General features: G+C 62.0%; 23 protein-coding genes, 1 tRNA gene and 1 riboswitch. Of the genes, 15 read left to right on the top strand and 9 right to left on the bottom strand.

The features are described 5' to 3' along the window. The first annotated feature begins 234 nt into the window (after window positions 1-234). Window positions 235-1,512: a 5-aminolevulinate synthase gene (hemA, locus tag AC0L18_RS02250; RefSeq protein ID WP_473490465.1), complete on the top strand. Its 1,278-nt coding sequence runs from the start codon at window positions 235-237 to the stop codon at window positions 1,510-1,512. Window positions 1,513-1,649: 137 nt separating this feature from the next. On the opposite strand, the gene AC0L18_RS02255 is transcribed toward hemA, so the two are convergent. Together AC0L18_RS02255 and mscL are read right to left on the bottom strand one after the other, a co-directional pair. After that, window positions 1,650-2,816 (bottom strand): pyridoxal phosphate-dependent aminotransferase, encoded by a 1,167-nt coding sequence (locus AC0L18_RS02255; protein WP_473490466.1) that lies wholly within the window; start codon window positions 2,814-2,816, stop codon window positions 1,650-1,652. A 112-nt stretch (window positions 2,817-2,928) separates the two neighbouring features. Further along, window positions 2,929-3,351: a large conductance mechanosensitive channel protein MscL gene (mscL, locus tag AC0L18_RS02260; protein ID WP_473490467.1), complete on the bottom strand. Its 423-nt coding sequence runs from the start codon at window positions 3,349-3,351 to the stop codon at window positions 2,929-2,931. A gap of 247 nt (window positions 3,352-3,598) precedes the next feature. Here mscL and AC0L18_RS02265 point away from each other — a divergent pair, with 247 nt between their 5' ends. Then, window positions 3,599-7,087 (top strand): hybrid sensor histidine kinase/response regulator, encoded by a 3,489-nt coding sequence (locus tag AC0L18_RS02265; RefSeq protein WP_473490670.1) that lies wholly within the window; start codon window positions 3,599-3,601, stop codon window positions 7,085-7,087. 9 nt (window positions 7,088-7,096) lie between these two features. On the opposite strand, the gene AC0L18_RS02270 is transcribed toward AC0L18_RS02265, so the two are convergent. Together AC0L18_RS02270 and AC0L18_RS02275 are read right to left on the bottom strand one after the other, a co-directional pair. Beyond that, complete coding sequence (locus tag AC0L18_RS02270; protein WP_287221996.1) at window positions 7,097-7,756, bottom strand: response regulator transcription factor; 660 nt, start codon at window positions 7,754-7,756, stop codon at window positions 7,097-7,099. A 125-nt stretch (window positions 7,757-7,881) separates the two neighbouring features. Continuing rightward, a complete protein-coding gene (locus AC0L18_RS02275; RefSeq protein WP_091600237.1) occupies window positions 7,882-8,319 on the bottom strand; it encodes a hypothetical protein in 438 nt (145 codons plus the stop codon). 173 nt (window positions 8,320-8,492) lie between these two features. Here AC0L18_RS02275 and AC0L18_RS02280 point away from each other — a divergent pair, with 173 nt between their 5' ends. The 3 genes from AC0L18_RS02280 to AC0L18_RS02290 are packed head-to-tail and all read left to right on the top strand — an operon-like array spanning window position 8,493 to window position 10,850. After that, on the top strand, window positions 8,493-8,843 hold the full coding sequence (locus AC0L18_RS02280) for a DUF952 domain-containing protein (protein WP_128185240.1): 351 nt from the start codon (window positions 8,493-8,495) through the stop codon (window positions 8,841-8,843). Then, window positions 8,840-9,916 carry a quinone-dependent dihydroorotate dehydrogenase gene (locus tag AC0L18_RS02285; protein WP_473490468.1) on the top strand — a complete coding sequence of 359 codons (1,077 nt, stop codon included), beginning with the start codon at window positions 8,840-8,842 and terminating at the stop codon, window positions 9,914-9,916. The genes AC0L18_RS02280 and AC0L18_RS02285 overlap by 4 nt, the downstream gene beginning before the upstream one ends. A gap of 31 nt (window positions 9,917-9,947) precedes the next feature. Continuing rightward, on the top strand, window positions 9,948-10,850 hold the full coding sequence (locus AC0L18_RS02290) for a histone deacetylase family protein (protein WP_236378349.1): 903 nt from the start codon (window positions 9,948-9,950) through the stop codon (window positions 10,848-10,850). Between the two features lie 69 nt (window positions 10,851-10,919). Here the strand turns inward: AC0L18_RS02290 and AC0L18_RS02295 are convergent, their stop codons facing one another. Next, window positions 10,920-11,183, bottom strand: a complete 264-nt coding sequence (locus tag AC0L18_RS02295) for a DUF6460 domain-containing protein (RefSeq protein ID WP_027155530.1) — start codon at window positions 11,181-11,183, stop codon at window positions 10,920-10,922. A 264-nt stretch (window positions 11,184-11,447) separates the two neighbouring features. Between AC0L18_RS02295 and AC0L18_RS02300 the strand changes: the two genes are divergently transcribed. The 5 genes from AC0L18_RS02300 to AC0L18_RS02320 all read left to right on the top strand — a co-directional run bounded on the left by AC0L18_RS02300 (window position 11,448) and on the right by AC0L18_RS02320 (window position 15,336). Beyond that, window positions 11,448-13,319, top strand: coding sequence for an acyltransferase family protein (locus tag AC0L18_RS02300; RefSeq protein ID WP_473490469.1), 1,872 nt, complete (start codon window positions 11,448-11,450; stop codon window positions 13,317-13,319). An 89-nt stretch (window positions 13,320-13,408) separates the two neighbouring features. After that, window positions 13,409-13,482: transfer RNA gene (locus AC0L18_RS02305), tRNA-Gly, on the top strand. A gap of 172 nt (window positions 13,483-13,654) precedes the next feature. Then, window positions 13,655-13,903, top strand: coding sequence for a DUF3606 domain-containing protein (locus tag AC0L18_RS02310; protein ID WP_473490470.1), 249 nt, complete (start codon window positions 13,655-13,657; stop codon window positions 13,901-13,903). A 181-nt stretch (window positions 13,904-14,084) separates the two neighbouring features. Beyond that, window positions 14,085-14,783: a Crp/Fnr family transcriptional regulator gene (locus tag AC0L18_RS02315; RefSeq protein WP_473490671.1), complete on the top strand. Its 699-nt coding sequence runs from the start codon at window positions 14,085-14,087 to the stop codon at window positions 14,781-14,783. 358 nt (window positions 14,784-15,141) lie between these two features. After that, on the top strand, window positions 15,142-15,336 hold the full coding sequence (locus AC0L18_RS02320) for a hypothetical protein (RefSeq protein WP_473490471.1): 195 nt from the start codon (window positions 15,142-15,144) through the stop codon (window positions 15,334-15,336). A gap of 102 nt (window positions 15,337-15,438) precedes the next feature. Here the strand turns inward: AC0L18_RS02320 and AC0L18_RS02325 are convergent, their stop codons facing one another. Both AC0L18_RS02325 and AC0L18_RS02330 read right to left on the bottom strand, forming a co-directional pair. Further along, a complete protein-coding gene (locus tag AC0L18_RS02325) occupies window positions 15,439-16,443 on the bottom strand; it encodes a L,D-transpeptidase family protein (protein WP_473490472.1) in 1,005 nt (334 codons plus the stop codon). 157 nt (window positions 16,444-16,600) lie between these two features. After that, window positions 16,601-17,590, bottom strand: a complete 990-nt coding sequence (locus AC0L18_RS02330; RefSeq protein ID WP_473490672.1) for a LysR family transcriptional regulator — start codon at window positions 17,588-17,590, stop codon at window positions 16,601-16,603. 335 nt (window positions 17,591-17,925) lie between these two features. Here AC0L18_RS02330 and chvE point away from each other — a divergent pair, with 335 nt between their 5' ends. The 4 genes from chvE to araD1 all read left to right on the top strand — a co-directional run bounded on the left by chvE (window position 17,926) and on the right by araD1 (window position 23,193). Then, window positions 17,926-18,990, top strand: coding sequence for a multiple monosaccharide ABC transporter substrate-binding protein (gene chvE, locus AC0L18_RS02335; RefSeq protein ID WP_473490473.1), 1,065 nt, complete (start codon window positions 17,926-17,928; stop codon window positions 18,988-18,990). 99 nt (window positions 18,991-19,089) lie between these two features. Next, window positions 19,090-20,622 carry a multiple monosaccharide ABC transporter ATP-binding protein gene (mmsA, locus tag AC0L18_RS02340; protein WP_128169180.1) on the top strand — a complete coding sequence of 511 codons (1,533 nt, stop codon included), beginning with the start codon at window positions 19,090-19,092 and terminating at the stop codon, window positions 20,620-20,622. Beyond that, window positions 20,619-21,911 (top strand): multiple monosaccharide ABC transporter permease, encoded by a 1,293-nt coding sequence (gene mmsB, locus AC0L18_RS02345; protein ID WP_473490474.1) that lies wholly within the window; start codon window positions 20,619-20,621, stop codon window positions 21,909-21,911. Before mmsA ends, mmsB begins: the two co-directional genes overlap by 4 nt. 289 nt (window positions 21,912-22,200) lie before the next feature. Beyond that, window positions 22,201-23,193 (top strand): AraD1 family protein, encoded by a 993-nt coding sequence (gene araD1, locus AC0L18_RS02350; RefSeq protein ID WP_473490475.1) that lies wholly within the window; start codon window positions 22,201-22,203, stop codon window positions 23,191-23,193. Between the two features lie 187 nt (window positions 23,194-23,380). On the opposite strand, the gene AC0L18_RS02355 is transcribed toward araD1, so the two are convergent. Then, window positions 23,381-24,154 (bottom strand): ABC transporter substrate-binding protein, encoded by a 774-nt coding sequence (locus AC0L18_RS02355; RefSeq protein WP_023802191.1) that lies wholly within the window; start codon window positions 24,152-24,154, stop codon window positions 23,381-23,383. A gap of 93 nt (window positions 24,155-24,247) precedes the next feature. Next, window positions 24,248-25,342, bottom strand: coding sequence for a 2'-deoxycytidine 5'-triphosphate deaminase (locus tag AC0L18_RS02360; protein WP_473490476.1), 1,095 nt, complete (start codon window positions 25,340-25,342; stop codon window positions 24,248-24,250). A 124-nt stretch (window positions 25,343-25,466) separates the two neighbouring features. After that, window positions 25,467-25,544: riboswitch (SAM riboswitch) on the top strand. Between the two features lie 73 nt (window positions 25,545-25,617). Between AC0L18_RS02360 and AC0L18_RS02365 the strand changes: the two genes are divergently transcribed. Then, a complete protein-coding gene (locus AC0L18_RS02365; protein ID WP_128177929.1) occupies window positions 25,618-26,808 on the top strand; it encodes an O-succinylhomoserine sulfhydrylase in 1,191 nt (396 codons plus the stop codon). The last annotated feature ends 11 nt before the right edge of the window (window positions 26,809-26,819 follow it).

The following is a 26,819-nucleotide window of genomic DNA, read 5'->3' on the forward strand; positions in this document are numbered from 1 at the left end:
CCTTACTGGAAAGTCTGCCGCCAGGCCATTAGTCCATGTCCACCAGTGCCTTCGGTAACCAGTCTCATCGGCGCATGGCATCGTCCTGAAACAAAATTGATCCACATCAAGGGAATAGGCCATGATCCGTGGCCGTTAGGAACAGGCTTGGGGCGTGGCATTTTGACCAAAAAGGCCAAGTAGACGGCGAATAGGGCAATGATTATGATCCCACGGAAAAATTTGGAAGCCGAAATGAACTATCAGCGGTTCTTCGAAGACGCGATCGACCAGCTCCACGCCGAGCGCCGCTATCGCATCTTCGCCGACCTCGAGCGCATCGTGGGGAACTTCCCACGCGCCATCTGGCGCGCCAACGGCCGCGCCCAGGAAATCACCGTCTGGTGCTCCAACGACTATCTCGGCATGGGCCAGCATCCCGACGTCATCGCCGCGATGCAGAACGCCGCCGGCAAGATGGGATCCGGCGCCGGTGGCACCCGCAACATCTCCGGCACCAGCAATCCGCTGGTCGAGCTCGAACTGGAACTGGCCGACCTGCACGACAAGGAAGCCGCGCTCGTCTTTACCTCCGGCTTCGTCTCCAACGAAGCTTCGATCTCGACCATTGCGCGGCTGCTGCCCAACTGCCTGATCGTCTCGGACGAGTTGAACCACGCCTCGATGATCGAGGGCGTGCGGCGTTCGGGCGCCGAGAAGAAGATCTTCCGCCACAACGACGTTGCGCATCTCGAAAGCCTGCTGCAGGCGGCGGGCCGCGAGCGCGCCAAGCTGATCGTCTTCGAGAGCGTCTATTCGATGGATGGCGATATCGCGCCGATCAAACAGATCGTCGAACTTGCCGAGCGCTACAACGCCATGACCTATATCGACGAGGTGCATGCCGTCGGCATGTACGGACCGCGCGGCGGCGGCATCACCGAGCGCGAAGGGCTGGCCGACCGTATCGACATCATCGAAGGCACGCTGGCCAAGGCGTTCGGCACGCTCGGCGGCTATATCACCGGCACAAGTGCGGTGATCGATGCCGTGCGCTCCTATGCGCCGGGCTTCATCTTCACCACGGCGCTGCCGCCGGCCATTGCCGCCGCGGCGACCACGTCGATCCGCCATCTCAAGCGCTCACAGGCCGAACGCGCCGCGCAGCAGCGCCAGGCGACGCGGACGAAGCAGGTTCTTACCGCCGCGGGCCTGCCGGTGATGGACTCCGCTACCCACATCGTGCCGCTGCTCGTCGGTGATCCCGAACTGTGCAAGATGGCCAGCGACCGCCTGCTCGGCGTCCACGGCATCTACATCCAGCCGATCAACTACCCGACCGTGCCGCGCGGCACCGAACGGCTGCGCATCACCCCGACGCCATTCCATTCGGATCAGCTGATCGCGGCGCTTCAGGACGCGCTGGTCGAGACCTGGGATGCCTTGGGCATCTCTTACGGTTCTGCGGGCCGGCCGGCGGTGAGGGAAAGCGACCGCATCATTCCGCTGCTGGTGCCGAAGTCCGGCGGCTGAGCTTCCGCTACCTTTGTCTTCCTAGGGCGTAGCAAGGAGCGAAGCGACGCGGCGCAGACCCCAGGATCCATGCCGTTACGTTGGCCAAGGAGTGCAACGGTTCGCAGCTGTCCGGCTTGGCGCGGACCTCAACAACCTCACACACTTTTCATCCACTTCGCCAGCCGGTGCGCGGCCTCCTCGAGCTGGTCGAGGCGGCGGTGGAAGCATAGCCTGAGGAAGGCTTCGCCGCCGGGACCGAATGCGGTTCCGGGCGCCAGGCCGACATTGGCGCGGTCGACGATGTCGAAGGCGGCGGCGCGTGAATCGGTGATGCCGTCGACTGCGAAGAACAGATAGAACGCGCCCTGCGGCACGGTAAAGCGTGCCCTGCCGGTCGCAGCCAGGATGCCGCAGACCAGGTCACGCGCCGCCCTCGCCCGCTCCACCTGCTCGACGATGAAGGCGTCGCCTTCGTCGAGGGCGACGACCGCGCCGCGCTGCATGAACTGGGCAACGCCCGAGGTCGAATACTGGACCAGGTTCTCGAACACCTGCTGCAGGCAGGGATGGACCTTGATCCAGCCGACCCGCCAGCCGGTCATCGACCAGTTCTTGGAAAAACTGTTGACGAACAGGATGCGATCCTCGTCGGCCATGATGTCGATGAAGGACGACGCGCGGCTGTCGCCGTAGTGGAACAGCGAATAGATCTCGTCGGCGATGATCCACAGCCCCCGTTCGCGGGCAAGGTCGAGGATCGCCTGCAGCGTCTGCCTGTCGGCGGTCCAACCGGTCGGGTTGGACGGTGTGTTGACGAACAGCGCCTTTGTCCTTGGCGTGATCGCCGCGTCGATCTTGCCGATGTCGCAGGACCAGCCATTGCCGGACTGGTCGAGCGTGACTGCGACCGGGACGGCGCCCGCCACGCCGGCGGCTGCGGCGAAGTTCGGCCAGGCCGGCGACAGATAGACGACCTCGTCGCCATTGCCAGCGACAGCGTCGAGCGCCAGCTGGATGGCATGCATGCCAGAGCCGGTGACGATGAATTCTTGCTCGGCGAAGCTCTTGCCGAAATGCCTGATGTAATAGCGGGCGAGCGCCTGCCGCAGTTCGGGGATGCCTTTCTGCCAGGTATAAAAGGTTTCGCCGCCGGCCAGCGCCCGGGCAGCGGCATCGGTGATGAAGGCGGGCGTCGGTAGGTCGCCCTCGCCGGCCCAGAGCGGGATCATGCCGTCGCGGTCGCGGCCGCGGTTCATGACGGCGACAATGCCGCTTTCGGGCGCGGCCCGGGCCGCGGCGCGCAAATTCTCGATCAGGGTCATGGATGGATCCGTTTTTCGCCTTCCGGACAGCTAGCGTGTTTTGCGACAGGCGAAAATAGAAAACCCCGGCCGAAATCGACCGGGGTTTTGGTCCAGAGATCTTGCCCCTGCGCTATTTCCTGGCGAGGAGATCGCGAATTTCGGTGAGCAGCGCGACATCGGCCGGCGGAGCGGCAGCCGGCGCAACGGGCTTCTCACGCTCCAGCCGCCTGCGCAGATCGTTCACCGCTTTGACCATCAGGAAGATGATGAAGGCGAGGATGATGAAGTTCAGCGCCACGGTGATGAAACTGCCATAGGCGAAGACTGCGCCCTGCCTCTTGGCTTCCTCCAGCGATGCGGCGTTGACCGCTGAGGACAAGGGCAGGAAATAATTGTTGAAGTCGAGTCCGCCGAAAATCGCCCCGATTATCGGCATGATGATGTCGTTGACTAGGGATTCGACGATCTTGCCGAAGGCGGCGCCGATGATGACGCCGACGGCCAGGTCCATGACATTGCCCCTGGAAATGAATTCCTGGAATTCTTTCAGCATCCGACCCTCCTTGTCCTGACGGGTCAGGCCGCCGCCTCTGCCCGCTTCGTTCGGCCCCGCTTCGTACCCCCAACTGGCACAATAGCAAAAACCTGCGGTTGCAGCATCGGCAAAAGACCGGTTCCGGCCAAAATTTCCCGAAGCCGCAGCCATCCTGCGCCGAAAGCCGCGATGGACTTGATCGCCAAGCTGTGATTGCGTCTCAGCATGCCGGATGCAAAAACCGGCAAGGGAGGATTTTTGGGCCGTGCAGGGCTGGTTCATCGTCATCATCGCGATCGCCTATGTGACGTTGCTGTTCGTCATCGCCAGCCTCGGCGACCAACGTTCGACGACATCCGGGCCTGACCGGGCCCGGCCCTTCATCTATGCGCTCAGCCTGGCGATCTACTGCACCTCCTGGACCTTCTTCGGTTCGGTCGGCCTTTCGTCCGAGCGCGGCCTCGAATTCCTCGGCATCTATATCGGCCCGGTGCTGGTGTTCGTGTTCGGCTTTCCGCTGCTTCGGCGCATCGTCAGGCTGGCCAAGACAGAGAAGATCACTTCGATCGCCGACTTCCTCGGCGCCCGCTACGGCAAGAGTTTTGCCGTAGCAGCGATCGCCACGCTGATCGCGACGATCGGCGCGGTGCCTTACATGGCGCTGCAGTTGAAGGCGATTTCCGGCTCGGTCAGCCTGATGGTCGAGCATTATACCGGCTCGCCACCTTCCTTCGATCCCTTCGTCAGCGACATTTCGCTGGTCGTCGCCATGCTGCTTGCGCTGTTTGCGGTGCTGTTCGGCACGCGCCACGCCGACGCCACCGAACACCAGGACGGGCTGGTGCTGGCGGTAGCCGTCGAAACCGTGGTCAAGCTCGCCGCCTTCCTGGCGATCGGCCTGATGGTGACCTTCCTGATCTTCGGCGGCCCGGGCGATATGGTCGACAAGCTCGCCGAGAATTCGCAAGTTCAGCAAGCGATGAGCTACAGCACCTCGCTGGCAACCTGGCTGGTGCTGACATGTTTGAGCGGTTTCGCCATCATCATGCTGCCGCGCCAGTTCTATGTCACCATCGTCGAGAACCGCAGCGAGGCCGAACTGCGCACCGCGACATGGGTGTTTCCGCTCTATCTGGTGGCGATCAACCTTTTCGTGCTGCCGATCGCGCTCGCCGGCCTGGCGCTGGTCGGCACCAGGACCAGCAGCGACCTCTACGTCCTGTCGCTGCCGCTGCTCAGCGGTCACGATGTGCTGGCCATGGCGGCGTTCATCGGCGGCCTGTCGGCGGCGACCGCGATGGTGATCGTCGAAAGCGTCGCGCTGTCGATCATGATCTCCAACGATCTCGTCATTCCACTGTTTGTGCGTCGCCTGCTCAAGACCACGACATCGGAGAACGAGGACTGGTCAGCGCTCATCCTCAACGTGCGACGGGCGGCGATCTTCATCATGCTGTTCGTCGCCTTCCTCTATTATCGCGAGAGCACCAACAGCGCGCGGCTCTCCTCGATCGGCCTGATGTCGTTCGCCGCGATCGCGCAGTTCGCGCCGGCCTTGATCGGCGGACTGATCTGGCGCGGCGCGAACGGCAGGGGGGCGGCGCTCGGCATGGTCGCCGGCATCGTCGTCTGGAGCTATACGCTGCTGCTTCCTTCGCTCGCCGCGTCCGATACCGGCATCGTCGTCCACGGCCTGTTCGGTTTCGAAGCGTTGCGGCCGCAAGCACTGTTCGGCACGGTCGCCGAGCCGCTGAACCACGGTGTCCTGTGGAGCCTGTCGGTCAACACGCTGTTCTTCGTGCTAGGTTCGCTGTCGCGCGCGTCGGTGCCGCTGGAGCGCATCCAGGCGTCGATTTTCGTGCCGCGCGAGGCGAGCCCGATGCCGAGCCTGCGCCGCTTCCGCACCACCGTCACCGTCAACGACCTCAAGGACACCATCGCGCGCTATCTCGGCATCGAACGCACTGAACGGTCGTTTCAGTCGTTCGAAAAGAGCAACGGCGCTTCGCTGCACGGCAACGAGCAGGCCAGCATGGACGTCATCCGTTTCTCCGAGCAGCTTCTGGCAAGTGCCGTCGGCTCCTCTTCGGCGCGGCTGATCCTGTCGCTGCTGCTGCGCCGCAATGATCGAGAGGCGAAGGACGCCTTTCGCCTGCTCGACGACGCCACCGAAGCGCTGCAGCACAACCGCGACCTGCTGCAGATCGCGCTCGACCAGATGGAACAGGGCATCACCGTCTTCGACAGGGATTTCCGGCTGATCTGCTGGAACCGCCAATATCGGGCGCTGTTCGACCTGCCCGACGAGATGGGCCAGGTCGGCGTCTCGCTCGACCGCATCCTGCGCCACCTTGCCGAGCGCGGCGACATTCCGGCCGACCAGCGGGTGGCGATGCTCAACCGCCTCACCAGCTTCGTCAGCCCCTGGCAGATGGAGCTGAAGACCAGCGGCCGCATCCTGGAATTGCGCTCCAACCCGATGCCGGATGGCGGCATCGTTGCCACTTATGCCGACATTTCCGGCCGCGTTGAGCAGGATCTGGCGCTGAAGCGCGCCAATGAAACGCTCGAACAGCGCGTCAAGAACCGCACCGTCGAATTGACCCGCGTCAACGAGGAGCTGGCACAGGCGCAGATGCTGGCGGAGGAGGCCAATCTCGGCAAGACCCGCTTCCTCGCTGCCGCCGGCCATGACATCCTGCAACCGCTGAACGCTGCTCGTCTCTATTGCTCGTCGCTGATCGAAAAGGCCGGCAAGGGACCTGCGGGCAAGGCCGCGATCAACATCGAATCCTCGCTGGAATCGGTCGAGACCATTCTCGGCGCAGTCCTCGACATTTCCCGTCTCGACGCCGGCGCGATGAAACCGGACGACACGGCCTTCAGCCTGGACGGACTGCTGCGCCAGATCGGCAACGACTTTCAGCCGCTTGCCGCCGAGAAGAAACTCAGCCTGACGATCATGCCATCGTCGCTCAGCGTGACGACTGACCGCAATCTGTTGCGCCGCCTGATCCAGAACCTCATATCCAATGCCATCAAATACACCCGCCATGGCCGCATCCTGGTCGGCGTGCGGCGGCGCGGCGAACTGGCCGAGATACAGGTGATCGACACCGGCATCGGCATTGCCGCCGACAAGCTGAACACGGTCTTTCACGAATTCACCCGGCTCGATGAGGGCGCCCGCGAAGCCGAAGGCCTGGGGCTCGGCCTTTCGATCGTCGACCGCATCGCTCGCGTCTTGCGCCTCGAACTCCAGATATTTTCAAGCCCGAGCAAGGGCACACGCTTTTCCGTCGTCCTGCCGGTCGCGGCAGTGCAAGAGCCGCGGCGCGAGATCGAGGCCAAGGCGCCGGTCCGCACGGCTGCTTCGCTTGCCGGGCTCCGCGTGCTCTGCATCGACAACGACGCCCGCATCCTCGACGGCATGCGGCTGCTGCTCGAAGGCTGGGGCTGCAGCGTCGACACGTTTGCCGGCTCGGGGGACCTCGAGGGGTCCGGCATGCGTCGACCCGACATCGTGCTTGCCGACTATCATCTCGACGGCGAGACCGGCCTTGACGCGATCGCCAAACTGCGCGCTATCCACGGCCATGACGTGCCGGCGGTGCTGGTCACCGCCGACCGCTCGAGCGAGGTGCGCGCCAGCGCCGGCAGGCTCGACGTACCGGTGATCAACAAGCCGCTCAAACCAGCGGTGCTGCGCTCGATGATGGCGAGGGTCAGACCGCTGGCGTCAGCAGCCGAGTAGCGCCGGAGGTCAGCCGGCCGCCGCCAGCGGGTCGCTGCCGATCTTGGACAGCAGGATCACCGCCTGGGTGCGGCTGTCGACGCCAAGCTTCTGCAGAATGGCCGAGACATGCGCCTTGATCGTCGCTTCGGAGACACCGAGCTCGTAGGCGATCTGCTTGTTGAGCAGACCTTCGGCCAGCATGCCGAGCACGCGCGTCTGCTGCGGCGTCAGCGTCTGCAGCCGCTTGATCAGATCGGATATCTCGGGATCGCGCTCGACGCCGAGATCGATGCCGGTGGGCGCAGCGATGTCGCCGGCAAGCACCGACTGCACAGCGCTGCGGATCTCCTCCATGCTGGCCGATTTGGAGATGAAACCCGAAGCGCCGAGGTCGAGCGCGCGCCGGATGGTCACCGGATCGTCATGCGCCGACACCACCACCAGCGGCACCGTCGGATGGATGCCGCGCAGCGAGATCAGGCCGGAAAGGCCGCTCGCGCCCGGCATCGACAGGTCGAGCAGCACCAGATCGACGTCCTCATTGGCCACGACCAGCGCCTTGGCGCTTTCGAAATCGCCGGCCTCATGAATGCCGGCGACGTCGCCGATGCCAGCAAGCGCCTCTCTCAGCGCGCCGCGAAAAAGCGGATGATCGTCAGCGACGACGAAAGTATAGCCCGACGGCACATGGCCCTCCCCGAATCCCATTGGTGATTGTCTGCTTCTTACGGGATCAGTCGAACGATTATGCGGCGATATCAGCCGTTTTCAAGCGGCAAGCCGGTGCGCCGGGCTTCCCCGGTGAACGGTGCTCAGGTTTTTTGCGAATTGGGCTTGAGGCCATCCTCGCCGCTGTCCTTTTCCATGTCCTTGACGATGCCCATGAAGCCGCGCAGGAAGCGCTCCATGTAGCTCATCGTCTTGTTGAAATCCTCCTCGCTGGGCAATGTCGACTCAAAGCGGGCGGCAAGCGAGTTCTCGAGCTTGACGACGCGCTGGTCGAGCGCCTTCACCGAATTTTGCAGCCGGTCGATCTCGTCCTGGAAGGCGGCGCGTTCATCGGCCGCCATCTTGCAGACGAGCTGGCCGGAACGCTCCTCACAGATCGACATCGCACCGGTCTGCGTGTCCATGCGGACATAGCCGGTGGCCGACTTTTCCAACCGGTAGCGGTCGGCTTCCTCGGAAAAGGCTGATGCCGCGACGAGCGAGACGAGGGCTGCAGGGATCAAGACGTGCTGCGGACGCATATTGTTTGTCCTCCATAGGCCAGTAAGCATAATCTTATCGCATGTTTGCGCCGGAAATGGGGAAGAACCCTGGCCTTTACCTTGACGCAGGTTCCTGTCGGAAAACCGTGTGACACTTTTCCGGAACCTGCTTGCCTCTTCCCCGTACGATTGGTTCGGACTATAGCGCAACCATGTCTCAGCTTATCTACAAGATAGTGCCTGAACCGCTGTGGCGCGAGGCCGAAAGAAATCGCCGCTTCACCGGCGCGCCGATCGATGTCGCCGACGGCTTCATTCATTTTTCCACCGCCGGCCAGGCCAAGGAAACCGCGGCAAAACACTTTGCCGGCCAGACCGGGCTGCTGCTGGTCGCCGTCGATGGCGCCAGACTGGGTGATGCGCTGAAATACGAGGTCTCGCGCGGTGGTGCGCTGTTCCCGCATCTTTACGGCCCGCTCGACCTCAACGCCGTCGTCTGGGTGCAACCTTTGCCGCTCGGCACCGATGGCCGGCACCAATTCCCGACGCTGGAGGCCGAATGAGCGTGCTCGACCGGCTCGGCCAGAGGTTCCTGTTCGCATTCGATCCGGAAGCCGCCCACGGCCTGTCGATCGCGGCGCTGAAATGCGGGCTGCCGATAGGCGGGAGACCCGTGCGCGACGACAGGCTGAAAGTCAGCGTCTGCGACATCGATTTCCCCAATCCGCTCGGCATGGCCGCCGGCTACGACAAGAACGCCGAGGTTCCCGATGCGCTGCTTGGCCTTGGCTTCGGCTTTGCCGAGGTCGGCACGATCACGCCGCTGCCGCAGGCCGGCAACCCGAAGCCGCGCATTTTCCGGCTGACATCCGACGAAGCGGTGATCAACCGGCTGGGCTTCAACAACGAGGGTCACGCGGCCGCCGAACAACGGCTTGCCGCCCGCAAGCGCCGTGCCGGCATCGTCGGCGTCAATATCGGCGCCAACAAGGACAGCACAGACCGCGTCGGTGACTATGAACGCGGCGTTGCCAGGTTTGCGCCACACGCCAGCTATCTGACGGTCAACATCTCCTCGCCGAACACGCCGGGCCTGCGCAACATGCAGGCGCGTGAACAGCTTGGCGAGCTGCTGTCGCGCGTCGTGGCCGCACGTGCGGCAGCGGCCGCGCAGCCGGCCATCTTTCTGAAGATCGCGCCGGATCTGGTCGAGGCCGAACTGGAGGACATCGCCGCCGAGGTCACCGAGAAAGCAATAGACGGCGTCATCGTCTCCAACACCACCATCGCGCGGCCGCGGCTGCGCAGCGCCGATCTTGCTGGCGAGACCGGCGGGCTTTCGGGAAAACCGCTGTTCGAGGGCTCGACCATCGTGCTGGCAAAGATGCGCAAACTGCTTGGCCCGGACCCCGCCATCATCGGGGTCGGCGGCGTCGATTCCGCGGAGACCGCACTCGAAAAGATCCGCGCCGGCGCCGATCTCGTCCAGCTCTACACCGGCATGATCTATGCCGGGCCGGCACTGCCGGGCCGCATTGTTGCGGGTATGGTCCGGTTCGCCGACATGCAACGGCTCAAATCCCTGCGCGAGTTGCGCGATACCAGCCTCGACCGATGGGCATCCAAGCCGCTCTAACCCGAAGTCGCTCTAAAAGCACCTGCCGCTCATGCCCCTGCAGATCGTTCATCATCCCGACTACGACGCCGGTTTTGCCGTCAACCATCGTTTTCCGATGAGCAAATACAAGCTGCTGATGGAAGCCTTGGGCGCGCGCGGACTGGCCGGCCACGCCGCGCTCAACATGCCCGAGCCGGCCCCGGCATCATGGCTGAAGCTTGCCCATGCCGCCGGCTATGTCGACCAGGTGCTGGCCTGCGAAGTGCCAGAAAAAATCGAGCGCGAGATCGGCTTTCCGGTAGGCCCGCGCGTCTCGCTCAGGGCGCAGCTCGCAACGGGTGGCACCGTGCTGGCGGCGCGGCTGGCGTTGCTGAACGGTATTGCCTGCAATACCGCCGGCGGCAGCCATCATGCGCGGCGCGCGCAAGGCGCCGGCTTCTGCACCTTCAACGATGTTGCGGTGGCTTCACTGGTGCTGCTTGCCGAAGCCGTCGCCGGCAATATCCTGATCGTCGATCTCGACGTGCATCAGGGTGACGGCACGGCCGACATTTTGGGCGCTGAACGGCGCGTTTTCACCTTTTCCATGCATGGCGATCGTAACTATCCGACGCGCAAGATCGCTTCCGACCTCGATATCGCCCTGCCCGACGGCATCGGCGATGCGGCCTATCTCGAAAGGTTGGGCGGCATCCTGCCGGAACTCACCGCCAGGGCGCGCTGGGACATCGTTTTCTACAATGCCGGGGTCGACGTTCATGCCGAGGACCGGCTCGGCAGGTTGTCGCTGTCGAACGACGGGCTGCGTGCGCGCGACGACATGGTGATCCGTCATTTCCGCGCGCTCGGCATCCCGGTCTGCGGCGTTATCGGCGGCGGCTATTCGACTGACGTGGCGGCTTTGGCCGCGCGCCACGCCATCCTGTTCGAAACGGCCTCAGGCTTCGCCTAACCGCCTTACGGTTTTGGCCTCGAATCCGGCTTCCGTTATTGCACGCTAACCTTCGGTTCGGCGTCTGCTCTATTTCCGGTAGTTGGCGATCCTGAGCAGGATGAAGGCTGGAATGACGATCGCCGCGCCGAGAAGGATGTAGCCGAGGAAACGGTCAATAGCGCGGAAGCCGAGGTTCCAGAGATCGACGAAGACATTGCGGATGCCGTAGAGCACATCCATCGGCGACCAGCCGAAAGCGTTCATGACAAGGCCGACGAGGAACGACAGCACCAGCAGCTTCAGGAGCACCCGGAGCGGCGTGTCGCCGAGAAAGCGCGTCAGTGCGGACAAGGCGTGTCTCCAGATTCGGTTGCCCCGATTCGGGCACAACTCCAGAAATACGCACTTGGCCGCCCGGCATCAAGGCGATCGCTCAGGTGCTACTCAGTTGCTCTGGGCGGCGCTTTGCCGAATTGTGCTCTTGACACTTATGTTGCAGTGCAGCAAAATTGGGCGACAGAGGGTAACCAGTTGATATCGAACTGCCAGACTCATCGCCCGGTGATGGACGGACTGCGCTGCCTCACCGCGACTTGCGAACACAGGGCTTCTTGAATGAAGTACAGGCGCGATATCGATGGTCTTCGGGCCGTTGCGGTACTGCCGGTCGTACTCTTCCATTTCGGCATCTCGGCAATTCCAGGCGGCTTTACCGGCGTCGATATCTTCTTCGTCATATCTGGTTACCTGATCACCGGAAGCCTGCTGGACGACCTTGAACGCGGCCAGTTTTCGATCGTCAGCTTCTACTGGCGCCGCGCCCGGCGCATCCTGCCGGCGCTGATCTTTGTCACGCTTCTCACCTGTATTGCGGCCTTGTTCATTCTTCTACCGTCGGATCTGCATGAGTTCAGTCTCAGCGTCATAGCGGCTTCGACTTTCTGGTCGAACATCTATTTCTGGAAAACGTCAAATTACTTCTCGATCGATGCCGAGCTCCGACCGCTGTTGCATACGTGGTCGCTTTCGGTCGAGGAGCAGTACTATATCTTTGCCCCGATTCTGATGTTCCTGATCTATCGCTATTTTGGCAAACGCTGGCTGACGATACTCCTGCCGATCATCCTCGGCAGCTTCGTGCTGGCGGTCATGGCGACGTGGCTGGCGCCAAACGCGGGATTCTACCTGCTGCCGACACGGATCTGGGAGCTCATGCTGGGCGCCGTGCTCATGCTGAAACGCCCCCCGCCCCTGAGCAACCGGTTTGTTATGGAACTGCTCGGGTTGGCCGGATTTGGCCTTCTTGCCATCGGGTTCTTCACGATTTCGGAGAGCGATCCGTTCCCGGGCTACAACGCCTTGTATCCTTGCGTCGGAACGGTCCTGCTTATCTATGTCGGCCAAAACAGCCCCTCGACGATCATTACCCGCCTGCTCGAAGTCCGACCGCTGGTCTGGATCGGCCTCATCTCCTATTCGCTGTATCTTGTCCACTGGCCGATCAATGCGTTTGCGCACTATCTCTCACTGGAAGAATTCGACCCCTCGATGACCGTTGCGTTGACGGTAGCAAGCTTCGCGCTGGCTGCGTTTTCCTGGAAATACGTCGAGCAGCCGTTTCGGCAGAAAAGGAGCTTCACCGCCCCAGCGCCCATCTTCGCCTTTTCAGCGGGCGCAATCGCTGTTCTTTGCCTTGGCGGGGCGGCCGGGGCGCTCGGCAACGGCTTTCCGCAACGCTTTCCAGATTATGTCCAACAGCGGATTCCTGTCGGGGACTGGGGCAATGGCACCTGTTTCAACGAGGGCGGCAGCCGGATCGAAAACTGGAATATCGAGGATTGCACGCGCACACGCGGCTTCCCTACAACCGTTTTGTTGTGGGGTGACTCGTTCGCCGCCCACTATGTTCCAGGCCTGGACGCCAACATAAATCAACTCCGGGCCAATATCGTGGAATACACCTACGCGGGCTGTCCCCCGATTCTCTCCTACTTCTCCTATGGACGCCCGGATTGCATGCGGTTCAATCAGCAAGCCCTGAAGATCATCCAGGACGCTGGCATCAAGACGGTTGTACTCAGCGGTCGGTGGACCGACTACGAGGCCAGAAGTTTCGACGGTCTCCAGCAAACGATCGATACGCTTCGTGGTCTGGGTGTGCGCGTGTTTGTCATCGGCCAGTCTCCACAGTTCATAACCGATGTTCGGAAAATCGCGTTCTTCGCAAAGCGCGAAAATCTCGATGATACATCGTGGCCAATGGCCATGGATCCCGACATCAACAACCGTGTGCGCGCATTTACCAAAGGCGCCACCTTCATCGATCCGCTGAATTTCCTCTGTAGCGCCGGACGCTGCTCCTACGCCGACGCAGGCCAGTTCCTCTATTTCGACTATGGCCATTTTTCTACCGTAGGGGCCACGCTGGCAATTTCGAAATACTGGCCGGCCTTTGCCTCAGACGATGCCGTTGCCACGACGGAATAACAGTCTGGCGGCTGGCAAGGCATGAGTGCACACGAGTGCACGCATAACGATTGCCCGAATGCCGGCTTGCGTGGTAACGAGGCTGCTGCGCGGGTATGATGTAATGGTAGCCTGTCAGCTTCCCAAGCTGAACGCGCGGGTTCGATTCCCGCTACCCGCTCCAGCTTACCCAGTCGGGCCGGCCGGCGCCGCACCTCACAGGACCACATCATCAGGTCTAGGTGAGCGGCCTATATCAGCTGAACAGAACATAACGTGATTCTAATAAGAGGCGGCAACAAAAGATGCCGATCCGCGTTGCGTTTGATCTGAAGGCCAGCCAGGGAGGAACCAAAATGGCCGACGACAAGGGCAATAGAGGTTCTGGCGACGGAAACCGCGTCGCGCGCGACCAAGACTATGAATTCCGCTATTTCGCTACCAAGTTCGGCCTCTCAATACCGCAGATCCGCGAGCTTTTTGGCAAGCACGGCAATGATCGCGAGACCCTTTATCGGGAGGCTCGGAAGCTCGGAAACGCCGTGACCACACAAGAACGGATCTCGAACGACGACCGAACTTTTCACAACCAGAGCCGCCCATGACCGGCAAGCGACATAGCGAAGAAGTCAAACATGAGAGCGACCTTTTCTATCTGTGTCCGACAGGCGGCCAAGTCGTAGTTGCTCGGGACCTGCGGCATGTCAATTGGCACGAGCCGCTGGAACTCGATGCCTGATCTGCTCAAAAGGCACCGCGATGTTCGGCAAAGACCTCCTGGTTCAGATGCTCGACTGCCGCGACACCCTGCCGCCAGACGAGATCGCGCTCATTGAGGCTCTTCCGGTTCGGCCGGTAACTTTCGGACCCGATGAGGAGATCGTCAGGGAGGGATCCCGCCCCACCGAAAGCTGCCTTGTCGCGAATGGGTTCGCAGTTCGAAACCAGGCTATTCGGGAAGGAAAGCGTCAAATAACGGCAATTCACGTGCCGGGTGACTTCGTCGATCTGCATAGTTTACTGCTAAAAGTGATGGATCACAGCGTGAGCGCGCTGGGTTCGTGCGATGTAGTTTTCATTCGACACAAAGACCTGCTTACAGCAATGGGTGGAAGTCCACATCTCACCCGGATGCTCTGGCTTTCGACGACTATCGACGCCTCGATCCAAAGGACTTGGATAACCTGCCTCGGGCGTCGCTCCGCCAAACAGCATCTCGCACATATAATTTGCGAGTTGTATGTCCGATTAGAGATAGTCGGATTGGCCTCTGACCAGAAGTTCGCTATTCCACTGACGCAAGCGGAAATGGGGGACGTGCTTGGTCTATCTGTAGTTCACGTGAATCGGACACTGCAGGAGCTTCGAGCGAAGGACCTGGTTATCTGGAAAGACCGGAGGATTGTTATCCTTGATTTCCAGCGATTGGCCTTACTGGCCGACTTTGATACGACTTACCTAAATCTCTTCCATGAGCCACGGTGACCGCCCTCGGCCAAGACGCGTCGGCGCACTGATGCGGCATCAAGATTTCTCGTCAAATAAACAATGTGAATGAGCCCTCGCTCCGGATCGATTACGGCTGGGTTCAATTGGCACAGTTGACGTCAAAGAAGGATTGCACATGCGTGAGCTCGAAAATCTCATCGAACAGTATGTAAATAGTCGGAGGCGGCGCCATAGTTTCATATCGACGGGGCTCGCCGTTAAGGCGCTCAAACAGATCGTACCGGCATGTTCGGTCTCAGATTCCGACCTGGCGAACATGATTGCCAATCGTGCAATAGACTACAACCTTCCGGTGAGCTTTGACCTTAATGAGAGCTAGGCGTGGCGCGTCATTATGCAGTCCGACCATGAGCCTTCCGAGGCCTACGAAACGGTCAAGGAAGAGGCCGACCGGCAAGGCTCGGGTGGAGATGCAGGCACCCTAGCAGGCAAGGTCGGCAAAGTTGTGGAATCGACCGCAAACAAAACTGAGGAAGCCATTCGCGATCGTTTGCCGGGGTCGTCGGACGGGTCTTCAGCCACCTCGTAGCTCGCCACCGGCCTGAAGGCCAGGTCCATAGGACGTCATCCGGCATCGTCTCCGGCGCGCGCCCGGGCCTTGCGAGAGCAGGTGGCGGGCCAGTCCGCTTTGCTACGGGGCAAGCTCGTCGACGGCGCCGGCGGTCTCGTCCTTGAACTCGACCTTCGTGCCCGGCTGCACCATGGGGCCGAGATCTTCGACATCCCAATTGGTCAATCGGATGCAGCCATGCGAGAAGGTTGTGCCGATCTTGCCAGGTTCGGGCGAGCCGTGGATGCCGTAGCTTTCGATGGAGAGATCGATCCACACCGATCCCACAGGATTGTTCGGCCCGGCGGCGATGGTGAAGGGACGCTTGGTCTTGACTCCCTTGAAGGCAAAATCCGGATCGTAGTGATAGGTCGGATTGCGCACCACGCGCTTGACCTGCGCCGTGCCGCTTGGCGCCGGCTTTTCATCGCTGCCGATCGAGGCGGGGTAGACTGCGAGCCATTTGCCGGAAGCATCGAGCACGCGCACCAGGCGAGCGCCCTTGTCGACCTCGATGCCGGCTACGCCGGCGGGAGGATCGCCGCGGCCAACATCAGGCACGATCAAGGTCTTGCCGGGCTTCCTGAAGCCGGCGCCCGGATTGAGCATCCTGAGCAACTTTTCGCTGACATGGAAGCGCTCCGCCAGCTTCTCCAACGCGTTGCGATAGGCGAGCCGCCGCAGACGGGCCATCCTCTCCATGCGAGCCGGAATACGCCTGGTGAAAGGTCCGCGCAAATCCTTGCGCGTCACCTCATGGGTGACCAGCACCGGGTCGGCGGAGGTCGCCGTGAGCTTGCGCCAGGTCTCCGCAGTGAGCTTGCCATCGGATCGGAGTCCGTTCGCCTGCTGAAAGGCGGCGAGTGCCTTGGCGAAGTTCTCTGAGAGGCGACCGTCGATCAGCCCCGGCGAGAAGCGGGCGCGATCCAAAAGAATCTGCGCCTTGAGCAGCGTCGGATCGACCTCCTTCGGTTCGCCGGCGGTGAATTGGGCCTGATTGACGGTCGCCAGGTCCAGCGTGGCCGAACGCGCCCCGCCGCACGCGACGGCAAGCATCGCGGCGAAGACGAGGAGAAGCCTGATCATCGATAGCTCCCTGGGCCCTGCACAGGAGCCCGCTTCTATGACGCGGCACGGCCCGGTGTGGTTCCTTCGCTCGAGCGATATTCTGATTGAAGCGACCCGGGATTGAAGCGACATGGCCGAAGAGTGGATTGGCAATGGATCGCTTGACTTAACGCCGTCAGCCCACCTCGCGCAAAATGAAGTCGTGCAGCATCTTGGCCGCCGGCGAAAGCACGCGATTTTTTACGGTGATCAGACTGTATGGCCTGACCTCGATGTCGAATTCGGTCTGGACGACGTCGATGGCGCCGGCCAGCGACTCGGGGTTCTGGATGAACTTCGCCACCTGGATCGACACCGGCGCGATGGCGTCCGACTGCGCGACCATGACCAGGGTGAGCAGCAGCGAGCTGGTGTTGAGGATGCGGTCCGGCAGCGCGATGTTGCGGTTCAGGAAATTGCTCTCCATCGCCTGGCGCAGCGGCGAGCCGCCCGACTGGAAAACCCAGTCATAGGCGGCGGTCTCCTCCAGCCGCACCGCCTTGCCCTTGGCCAGCGCGTGGCCGCGGCGCACGATGAGGCAGGCTTTCTCGACGCCGATGACGCGGGCCTCGAACAGCCGCGGATTGAGGTCCTCGGGGATGCGCGCGATGATGAAATCGTGACGTGTGGCGATCAGTTCGCGCGCCAGCACATTGGAGGTCTCGACCTGCATGGTGATCTCGATACGCGGATAGATGCGCCGGATCTCGCGGATCGCCGGCACGGCGAGCTCGATTGCAGGGGCCGTCACCGCGCCCAGGAACACCGAGCCGCCCTTGCCCGCCTTGAGCTCGGATATCTCGCGGTCGACCTCGCGCATCTCGAGCAGGATCGAACGTGCGCGCCTCGCCAACGCCTTGCCATAGGGCGTCAGCGTGATGCCGCGTGGCAGCCTCTCGCACAGCTTGACGTCGAGCACCGCCTCCATCTCGGCGATCATGCGCGAGGCGGCGGGCTGGGAGATGTTCATGACCTGGGCTGCCGCGCTGACCCGGCCATGGTCGTCGAGGGCTGCGATCATGCGCATGTGGCGCAGACTGAGGCCGCTGCGCAGCAAGGTCTCACTCCTGCCGGGACGTTGCCCATAACCATCCGAAAGTCCGCCAGAATCCCGTAGCGCCGCCATGATCTCCGTTTGCTCCTCGCTGGTGGCCGGCCGGCAATCCCGGCCCGATCTTTTGGCCACTTTCAATTCTTTTGGCCACTTTCAGTATACCAGTTTGGGTATAGCAACTACCAAAGATCGCATTTGACAGTTATGGCAAAGCGCCACACCTTTGCGCGTCCTGAAACCTGACCGTCGCCAGCGAGAAAAATCGCATCGACCGGAACCAGAGTCTCAGGGCCGATTGGGAGGATACCGGAGATCGATTTGGCGGCAGCGGCGCGTTTTGGCGCTCCTGCACGATCGCGCGGCCCACGAAACCCAGGGTGCGCGTCCATCAACCAGGGAGAGTTAATGTGAAGATCATCAAGACACTGGCCGCCGTCGCGGCCCTTAGCATCGCGGCCATGACGGTCCCGGCGCAGTCAGGCGAAGGCCTCATCGGCGTGCTGATGCCGACCAAGACCTCGCAGCGCTGGATCAACGACGGCGACGCCGTCAAGTCCCAGCTCGAGGCTCTGGGCTACACTGTCGACCTGCAATATGCGCAGGACGATATCCCCAATCAGCTCAGCCAGCTCGAAAACGAAATCACCAAGGGCCCAAAGGCATTGATCATCGCCTCGATCGACGGCACCACCTTGTCGGACGCGCTGCAGAAGGCGGCTGACGCCGGCGTCGTCGTCGTCGCCTATGACCGGCTGATCAAGAAAACCCCGAATGTCGACTACTACACCACGTTCGACAATTTCGGCGTCGGCGTCATCCAGGCGAAATCGCTGCTCAAGGGCCTCGGCTATCCCGAGAACAAGGGTCCGTTCAACGTCGAACTGTTCGGCGGCTCGCCTGACGACAACAACGCCTTCTTCTTCTACGACGGCGCCATGTCCGTTCTGCAGCCGCTGATCGACGACAAGACCCTCGTCGTGAAGTCCGGCCAGATGGGCATGGACAAGGTCGGCACGCTCCGCTGGCTGGCAGCCACCGCCCAGGCCCGCATGGACAATCTGCTCTCCGCCCACTACTCGGATGGCAGCCGCGTCGATGGCGTGCTCTCGCCATATGACGGCCTGTCGCGCGGCATCATCGCCTCACTGCGCGCCGTTGGTTACGGCACGGCCGATCAGCCATGGCCAATCGTCACCGGTCAGGACGCCGAAACCGCTTCGGTCAAGGCGATCATCGCCGGCGAGCAGTACTCGACCGTGTTCAAGGACACCCGCGAACTCGCCAAGGCGACGGTCGAGCTCGTCGACAAGGTGCTCTCGGGCGGCAAGCCGGAAGGCCTCGACACCAAGACCTACAACAACGACGTCAAGGTCGTCCCCTCGATCCTGCTGACGCCGCATGATGTCGACAAGTCGAACTACCAGGAACTGGTGGTCGATTCCGGCTACATCAAGGCCGAAGAACTGAAGTAACCGCAGACGTAAAACCCGGGGTCCTGCGCAACGCAGGGCCCCGCTTCGTCAGTGAACGACCCCGGTATGTTTCCGGACCTCGCAGGAGTGGTATTGCCGATGGCCCAGACGATTTTGGAGATGCGTGACATCACCAAGACGTTTCCCGGCGTCAAGGCGCTTTCGAATGTCAACCTCAGCGTCGAGGAAGGCGAGATCCACGCCGTTGTCGGCGAGAACGGCGCCGGCAAGTCGACACTGATGAAGGTGCTGTCGGGCGTCTATCCAGCCGGCACCTATGATGGCGAAATCGTCTATCGCGGCGATGAGTGCCATTTCAAAGGCATCCACGACAGCGAGCGCCGCGGCATCGTCATCATCCACCAGGAACTCGCGCTGGTGCCGATGCTGTCGATCGCCGAAAACATCTTCCTCGGCAACGAACACGCCAGCTACGGCATCATCGACTGGAACGCCAACGAAACGCGCACCAGCGCTCTGCTCAAGAAGGTGGGCCTCAAGGAAGACCCCAAGACGCTGATTACCAATATCGGTGTCGGCAAGCAGCAACTGGTCGAGATCGCCAAGGCGCTCAGCAAGGAAGTGCAGTTGCTGATCCTCGACGAGCCGACGGCGAGCCTGTCCGAAAAGGACAGCCAGGCGCTGCTCGACCTGCTGCTCGAATTCAAGCGGCAGGGCATCACCTCGATCCTGATCTCGCACAAGCTCAACGAAATCAACCGGGTCGCCGACAAGGTCACGATCATCCGCGACGGGCGGACGATCGAGACGCTGGCCAAGAAGGACATCTCGGAAGACCGCATCATCACCTCGATGGTCGGCCGCTCGCTGGACGACCGCTATCCGTCGCGCGAGCCTGACATCGGTGAGGTCGTGCTCCAGGTGAAGAACTGGTCGGTCTATCATCCGATCCATGCCGAGCGGCAAGTGATCAAGGGTATCGATATCGACGTCCGCAAGGGCGAGGTGGTGGGCATCGCCGGGCTGATGGGCGCCGGACGCACCGAATTCGCGATGAGCCTGTTCGGCCGCTCCTACGGCCGCGGCATCACCGGCGAGGTGCTGCTTAAGGGCAAGCCCATCGATGTCTCCTCTGTCAGCAAGGCAGTCGAACACGGCATTGCTTACGTCACCGAAGACCGCAAGACCTACGGTCTCAATCTGATCGATCATATCAAGCACAACATCACGCTGGCCAATCTTCCCGGCGTGTCGCGCCACAGCGTGATCGACGACATGCGCGAGCTCGCCGTCGCCAACGACTACAAGGCCAAGACCAACATCCGCTCGTCCAGCGTTTATCAGATGACCGGCAATCTATCCGGCGGCAATCAGCAGAAGGTGGTGCTGTCGAAATGGCTGTTCGCCAATCCGGAGGTGCTGATCCTCGACGAGCCGACGCGCGGCATCGACGTTGGCGCCAAGTATGAAATCTACACGATCATCGCGCGGCTCGCCTCCGAGGGTAAGGCGATCATCGTCATCTCGTCCGAGATGCCCGAACTGCTCGGCATCACCGACCGTATCTATGTCATGAACGAAGGACGTATCGTCGGCGAAATGGCGGCGAGTGATGCCAGCCAGGAAAAGATCATGCGCGCCATCGTTCGCGGAGAAGGAAAAGCATCATGAGCACCGAAAGCGGTCCCGTCCCGAAAAGCGGCGTCGCCGAAGATGTGCAGCAAGGGCCGCGCATTGCTGTCTCGGCGCTGGTCACCAACCTGCGCGAATACGGCCTGATCCTGGCGCTTATCGCCATCATGGTGTTCTTCCAGTACACGACGTCCGGAACGCTGTTCAAACCGGTGAACTTGAGCAACCTGGTGCAGCAGAACAGCTTCATCATCGTGATGGCGCTGGGCATGCTGCTGGTGATCGTCTCCGGCCATATCGATCTCAGCGTCGGCTCCGTCGCCGGTTTCATCGGCGCGCTGGCGGCGATGATGATGGTCATCTGGCCTCTCGGCCCTTTCAGCAATCCGCTGGTGGTGTCGATCATCTGCCTGATCGTCGGTGGTGCCATCGGCGCGGCACAAGGCTACTGGATTGCCTATCACCGAATACCGAGCTTCATCGTCACGCTGGCGGGGATGCTGATCTTCCGCGGCATCTGCCAGGCGCTGCTGGGTGGGGGGTCTTCCGTGGGGCCGCTTCCGGTCGGCTTCAAGGCGCTCAGTTCCGGCTTCATTCCCGACGTGATCGGCTCATTGACGCTGATACCGCCGGTCGTGAACGCCGCCGGCAAGACAATCGTCGGCAGCGGCCTGACGCTGCACATGACGACGATCGTGCTCGGCATCGTCGCCGTGGTCGCCTATGCTTATTTCGGGCTCAGGGCACGGCGCAGCCGCGAGCGGCACGGCTACCAAGCCGAGCCCTTCTCGCTGTTCGTCGTCAAGACCGTGGTGACCAGCGCCCTGGCGCTGTTTCTGGTCTACCAATTCGCCACCTACAGGGGCCTGCCAATCGTTCTCGTGGTGATGGGCGTGCTGATTGCGCTGTTCGTCTTCGTCACCAAACGCATGACGGTCGGCCGCCGCATCTACGCAATGGGCGGCAATGCCAAGGCGGCGCAGCTATCGGGTATCAAGACCGAGCGGCTGACCCTGATGGTGTTCATCAATATGGGCGTGCTCTCGGCGCTCGGCGGGCTGATTATTGCGGCGCGCCTTGGCCAGGCGGTGCCGGCGGCCGGCCTCGGCAGCGAGCTCGACGTCATCGCCGCTGTATTCATCGGCGGCGCTTCGGCGATGGGCGGCGTCGGTCAGGTGGTTGGCGCGGTGGTCGGCGGTTTCATCATGGGCGTCATGAACAACGGCATGTCGATCATGGGCGTCAATGTCGATTGGCAACAGGTGGTCAAAGGCCTGGTGCTGCTCGGCGCCGTGGTCTTCGACGTCTACAACAAGAACAAGGCTTGAGGGCGAGGGAACTCATGCATGTCGCCAAACGTGTGCAGCGTGTTGGGACAACGGCACGCATGAAAGCAAGGATTAAAGCGGGCCCGTTTTCAAACGCGGCGCGCTTTTAGGAGGCACGGGTCACATCGCGGCGCTGCCGGGCGACGCAAGGAAGTCCCCCCAGGGGACCGGGCCCGCGAGCGCAATCCGGACGAAGAATTTCACCCGTGGCGCGGACACCGTCCGAGCTGCGCCAGGAAAAGCTTGCCAGACCGGCAGGCCGGCCAAGGCAATTGAGAGAGGGTACGTCATGCTGATTTCCCAGATCCTCGACGAGGCGGAGACCATCCGCGTCATCGCCCGCAACGGCGGCAAGACCAGAATCATCAACGGCGCCCGCAGCGTCTATTCGCTGGCGATGGAGGCCGCGCGCACCGGCACCGGGCTTGTCGCCCTCATCGAGCGCAAGGGTTTTGGTGAAGCAATCGACCTCGATGCCGCCTACAAGAAGGGGCGGCTGTTGTCGCCGATCAACCATCCCGACCCGGCGCATCTCCACCTCACCGGCACCGGGCTGACACATCTCGGCTCCGCCGCGACCCGCGATTCCATGCACAAGAAGCTCAGCAGCGACGGCGAGGAGCAGCTCACCGATTCGATGAAGATGTTCCGCATGGGGCTGGAGGGCGGCAAGCCGGCCACGGGCCAGACCGGCGTGCAGCCGGAATGGTTCTACAAGGGCAACGGCACCATGGCAGTGGCGCCCGGTGCGGCACTTCTGTCGCCCGCCTTCGCCGAGGATGCCGGCGAGGAGCCGGAAGTCGCCGGCATCTATGTCATCGGCGACGACGGCGTCCCGTTCCGCGTCGGCTTCACGCTGTCAAACGAGTTTTCCGATCACGTCACCGAGCGCGTGAACTATCTTTTCCTCGCGCATTCCAAGCTGCGCAACGCTTCGTTCGGACCGGAGATCCTGATCGGCGACCTGCCGTCCGACGTCAGGGGTATCTCGCGCATCCTCCGCGACGGCCAGCTGCTGTGGGAAAAACCTTTCCTGTCGGGCGAGGCGAACATGTCGCACACCATAGCCAACCTCGAACATCACCACTTCAAATATTCGGCCTTCCGCCAGCCGGGCGACGTGCATGTGCACATGTTCGGCACCGCGACACTGTCCTTCGCCGACGGCGTCAGGACCGAGGCCGGCGATGTCTTCGAAATCGAGGCCAAGGATTTCGGCCTGCCGCTGCGCAACCCGCTGGAAATCGAGCAGCCGGTGAAGGTCGCGGTGAAGGCGCTTTAGGCGCCAACCTTCTCCTTCTCCCCTTCTTGTGGGAGAAGGAGAAGGTTGGCGCGCAGCGCCGAGACGGATGAGGGGTGCTGGAAGGAATGAGACGTTGGTGTTCCCTGGAACACCCCTCATCCGACCGAGCTTCGCTCGGCCACCTTCCCCCACAAGGGGAGAAGGAAGAACGCGCAGCTTCAACGCCTCAATAAATATCGAAGTCGAAATATTTGGCCTGGATCTTCTTGTAGGTGCCGTCGGCGACGATCGCGTCGATTGCGGCGTTGAGCTTTTCGCGCAGCGCATTGTCTTCCTGGCGCACGGCGATACCGGCTTCGGTCTCCGTGCCCTTGACGTCGCCGACCATCTTGCAGCAGTCGTCGCTCGACTTCTTCATCCAGTCCATCAGCACGAATTTGTCTGAAAGGACGGCATCGAGACGGCCGTTCATCAGGTCGGCGACCGCCTCCTCCTGGGTTGGATAGAGCTTCGCCTCGGCGCCGGCCTTGCCATAGACATCCTGGGCATAGTCGGCCTGGGTGGTCGAAGCCTGGGCGCCGACTGTCTTGCCGGCGAGTGCCGCCGGTTCGGTCGAGGCAATATCGCTGTCCTTCAAGGCCACCAGCGAAAGCGGCGTCGTATAGTATTTGTTGGTGAAGGAGACCTGCTTCTTGCGCTCCTCGGTAATGCTCATGGACGCGATGATGGCGTCGAATTTTTTGGCCTGGAGCGCCGGGATCATGCCGTCCCAGTCCTGCGTGACAAGTTCGCATTCGACCTTCATCTGAGCGCAAAGCGCATTGGTGATGTCGATGTCGAAGCCGACGAGCTTGCCATCCGCGGTGATGGTGTTGAACGGCGGATAGGCGCCTTCAGTGGCGATCTTCAACTTTTCCTGTGCTTGCGCCGACAGCGACCCGACTGACATCGCCAGCATGACGGCTGTTGCTGCCGATGCGATCCATCTTGAAATCTGCATTTTTTGTTCCCCTTGTTCCAACCGTATTGACGGCTAAGACAGCCAAGCACGACCCGTAAGGTCAGGCAAGCATGGTCTGATCTTAGCGGGCGATCAGCGCGCGGCGCGAAAATGCTTGGACAGTTTCAGGCCCTGCGCCTGATAGTTCGAGCCGAGATCTGTGCCGTAGAGCGCCTGCGGCCGCTTCAGCATGTGCTCGTAGACCAGCCGTCCGACGATCTGGCCGTGGTCGAGGATGAACGGCACTTCGTGGCTGCGCACTTCGAGCACGGCCCGGCTGCCGGTGCCGCCCGAGGCCGAATGGCCGAAACCCGGATCGAAGAAACCGGCATAGTGGACGCGGAATTCGCCGACCAGCGGATCGAAGGGCGTCATCTCGGCGGCATAGAGCGGCGGCACATGCACCGCTTCCTGGCTGACGAGGATATAAAATTCGTCCGGATCGAGCACCAGTTCGCCGGCGCCGCTCTTGTAGAGCGGGTCCCAGAAATCGACGACATCCTGCGCGGCGCGCTTGTCGACATCGACCAGGCCGGTGTGGTGCTTGCCGCGGTAGCCGACCAGCCCGTCCTTGTCGCCATCGAGGTCGATCGACAGTGCGATGCCGCCGCCGGAAATGTTCGGCGGCTCGGTGGCGACGAGCGTCTCGGCACGGTGCAATTCGTGCAGCTCGCTTTCCGACAAAAGCGCATTGCCGGTGCGGAACCGTATCTGCGACAGCCGCGAGCCGGCGCGGACGATGATCGGAAAGGTGCGCGGGCTGACTTCGAGATAGAGCGGGCCGTTGTAGCCGGCAGCGATCTTGTCGAACTCGTGGCCGCGATCGGTCATCACCCGGGTGAAGATGTCGAGCCGCCCGGTCGAGCTTTTTGGGTTGGCCGAGGCGGAAATGTTTGCCGGAAGCGCTAGGCTCTCGAGCAGCGGCACGATATAGACGCAGCCCGTCTCCAGCACCGCACCATCGGTGAGATTGATTTCGTGCAGCTTCAGGCGGTCGAGTTTTTCAGCAACCCTGTGGTTGGGGCCGGGCAGGAAGGAGGCGCGCACCCGCCAGGCCTTGTCGCCAAGCCTGAGGTCCAGGCTGGCCGGCTGGACCTGGTCGGCGTCGAGCGCGCGCGGCGACTTCAGCGCGCCCGACTGGTACAGCACGGAAATATCCTGATCCGGAAGAATGCCTGTCTGCCGCAAAGCTGGCTCCGCTCGAAGGCCGGGCGTGGTCTCGTCTTGTCGCAGGTTCTTGCCGTGGAACCCGCTGGTACAAACCTCTTAATCATGCCGGCAATTGACGCAAGCGCGGTGCAGGTCTAAAGGATCGTTATCCCGTGGTGATTTGGCCGGTCGGCTTGCAGCCACGTTAAACAAGTCGCTAAAGGACCGTCGGGCCGAAAGGCCGTACGACCGGTTGCGACTTTCGCGGCCGGTTTTTTTGTGTTTGGACCATTTTTTGTGTTTGGAACAAGGTGATGACGAGCAAAACGCGCAACTGGAAGCCTCAGACCGCCCTCGTGCATGCAGGAACGCTGCGTTCCGGCTTCGGCGAAACCTCCGAGGCGATGTATCTCACGCAAGGCTATGTCTACGACACGGCGCAGGCGGCGGAAGCCCGCTTCAAGGGCGAGGAACCGGGCTTCATCTATTCGCGCTATGCCAATCCGACGGTCGACATGTTCGAGAAGCGCATGTGTGCGCTGGAAGGTGCCGAAGATGCCCGCGCCACCGCATCCGGCATGGCGGCGGTGACGGCGGCGTTGCTGTGCAGTGCCCGGGCCGGCGACCACATCGTGGCGGCGCGCGCGCTGTTCGGCTCCTGTCGCTGGGTGGTCGAGACGCTGGCGCCGAAATACGGCATCGAGGCGACGCTGGTCGACGGCACCGACATCGCCAATTGGGAAAAGGCGGTCAGGCCCAACACCAAGTTGTTCTTCCTTGAAAGCCCGACCAATCCAACGCTGGAGGTCGTCGACATCGCAGCCGTGGCCTCGCTTGCCGATTCGATCGGCGCGCGGCTGATCGTCGACAACGTTTTTGCCACGCCCTTGCAGCAGAAGCCGTTGCAACTCGGCGCCCATATCGTCGTGTATTCGGCGACCAAGCACATCGACGGTCAGGGGCGCTGCCTCGGCGGCATCATCCTGTCGGACAAGAAGTGGATCGACGAGAATTTGCACGACTACTTCCGCCACACCGGTCCCAGCCTCTCGCCCTTCAATGCCTGGACGCTGCTGAAGGGCTTGGAGACGCTGCCGCTGCGCGTGCGCCAGCAGACGGAAAGTGCCGGCCGGATCGCGGACTTCCTCGCCGAGCGATCGGAAATTGTCCGCGTCATCTATCCCGGCCGCGCCGATCACCCGCAGGCGGCGATCGTCAAGAAGCAGATGTCGGGCGGCTCGACGCTGATCTGCCTCGACGTCAAGGGAGGCAAGCAGGCGGCCTTCGCCTTCCAGAACGCGCTCGATGTCGTGCTGATCTCCAACAATCTCGGTGACGCCAAGAGCCTGATCACCCATCCGGCGACGACGACACACAAGAATCTGAGCGACGAGGCGCGGGCCGAACTTGGCATCGGGCCAGGCACGCTCAGGCTGTCCGTCGGACTGGAGGACACTGACGACCTGCTCGAAGACATCGAGCAGGCCTTGAAAGCCGCCAGGTAGGGATACGCGCC

The organism is Mesorhizobium sp. WSM4819 (assembly GCF_055811215.1).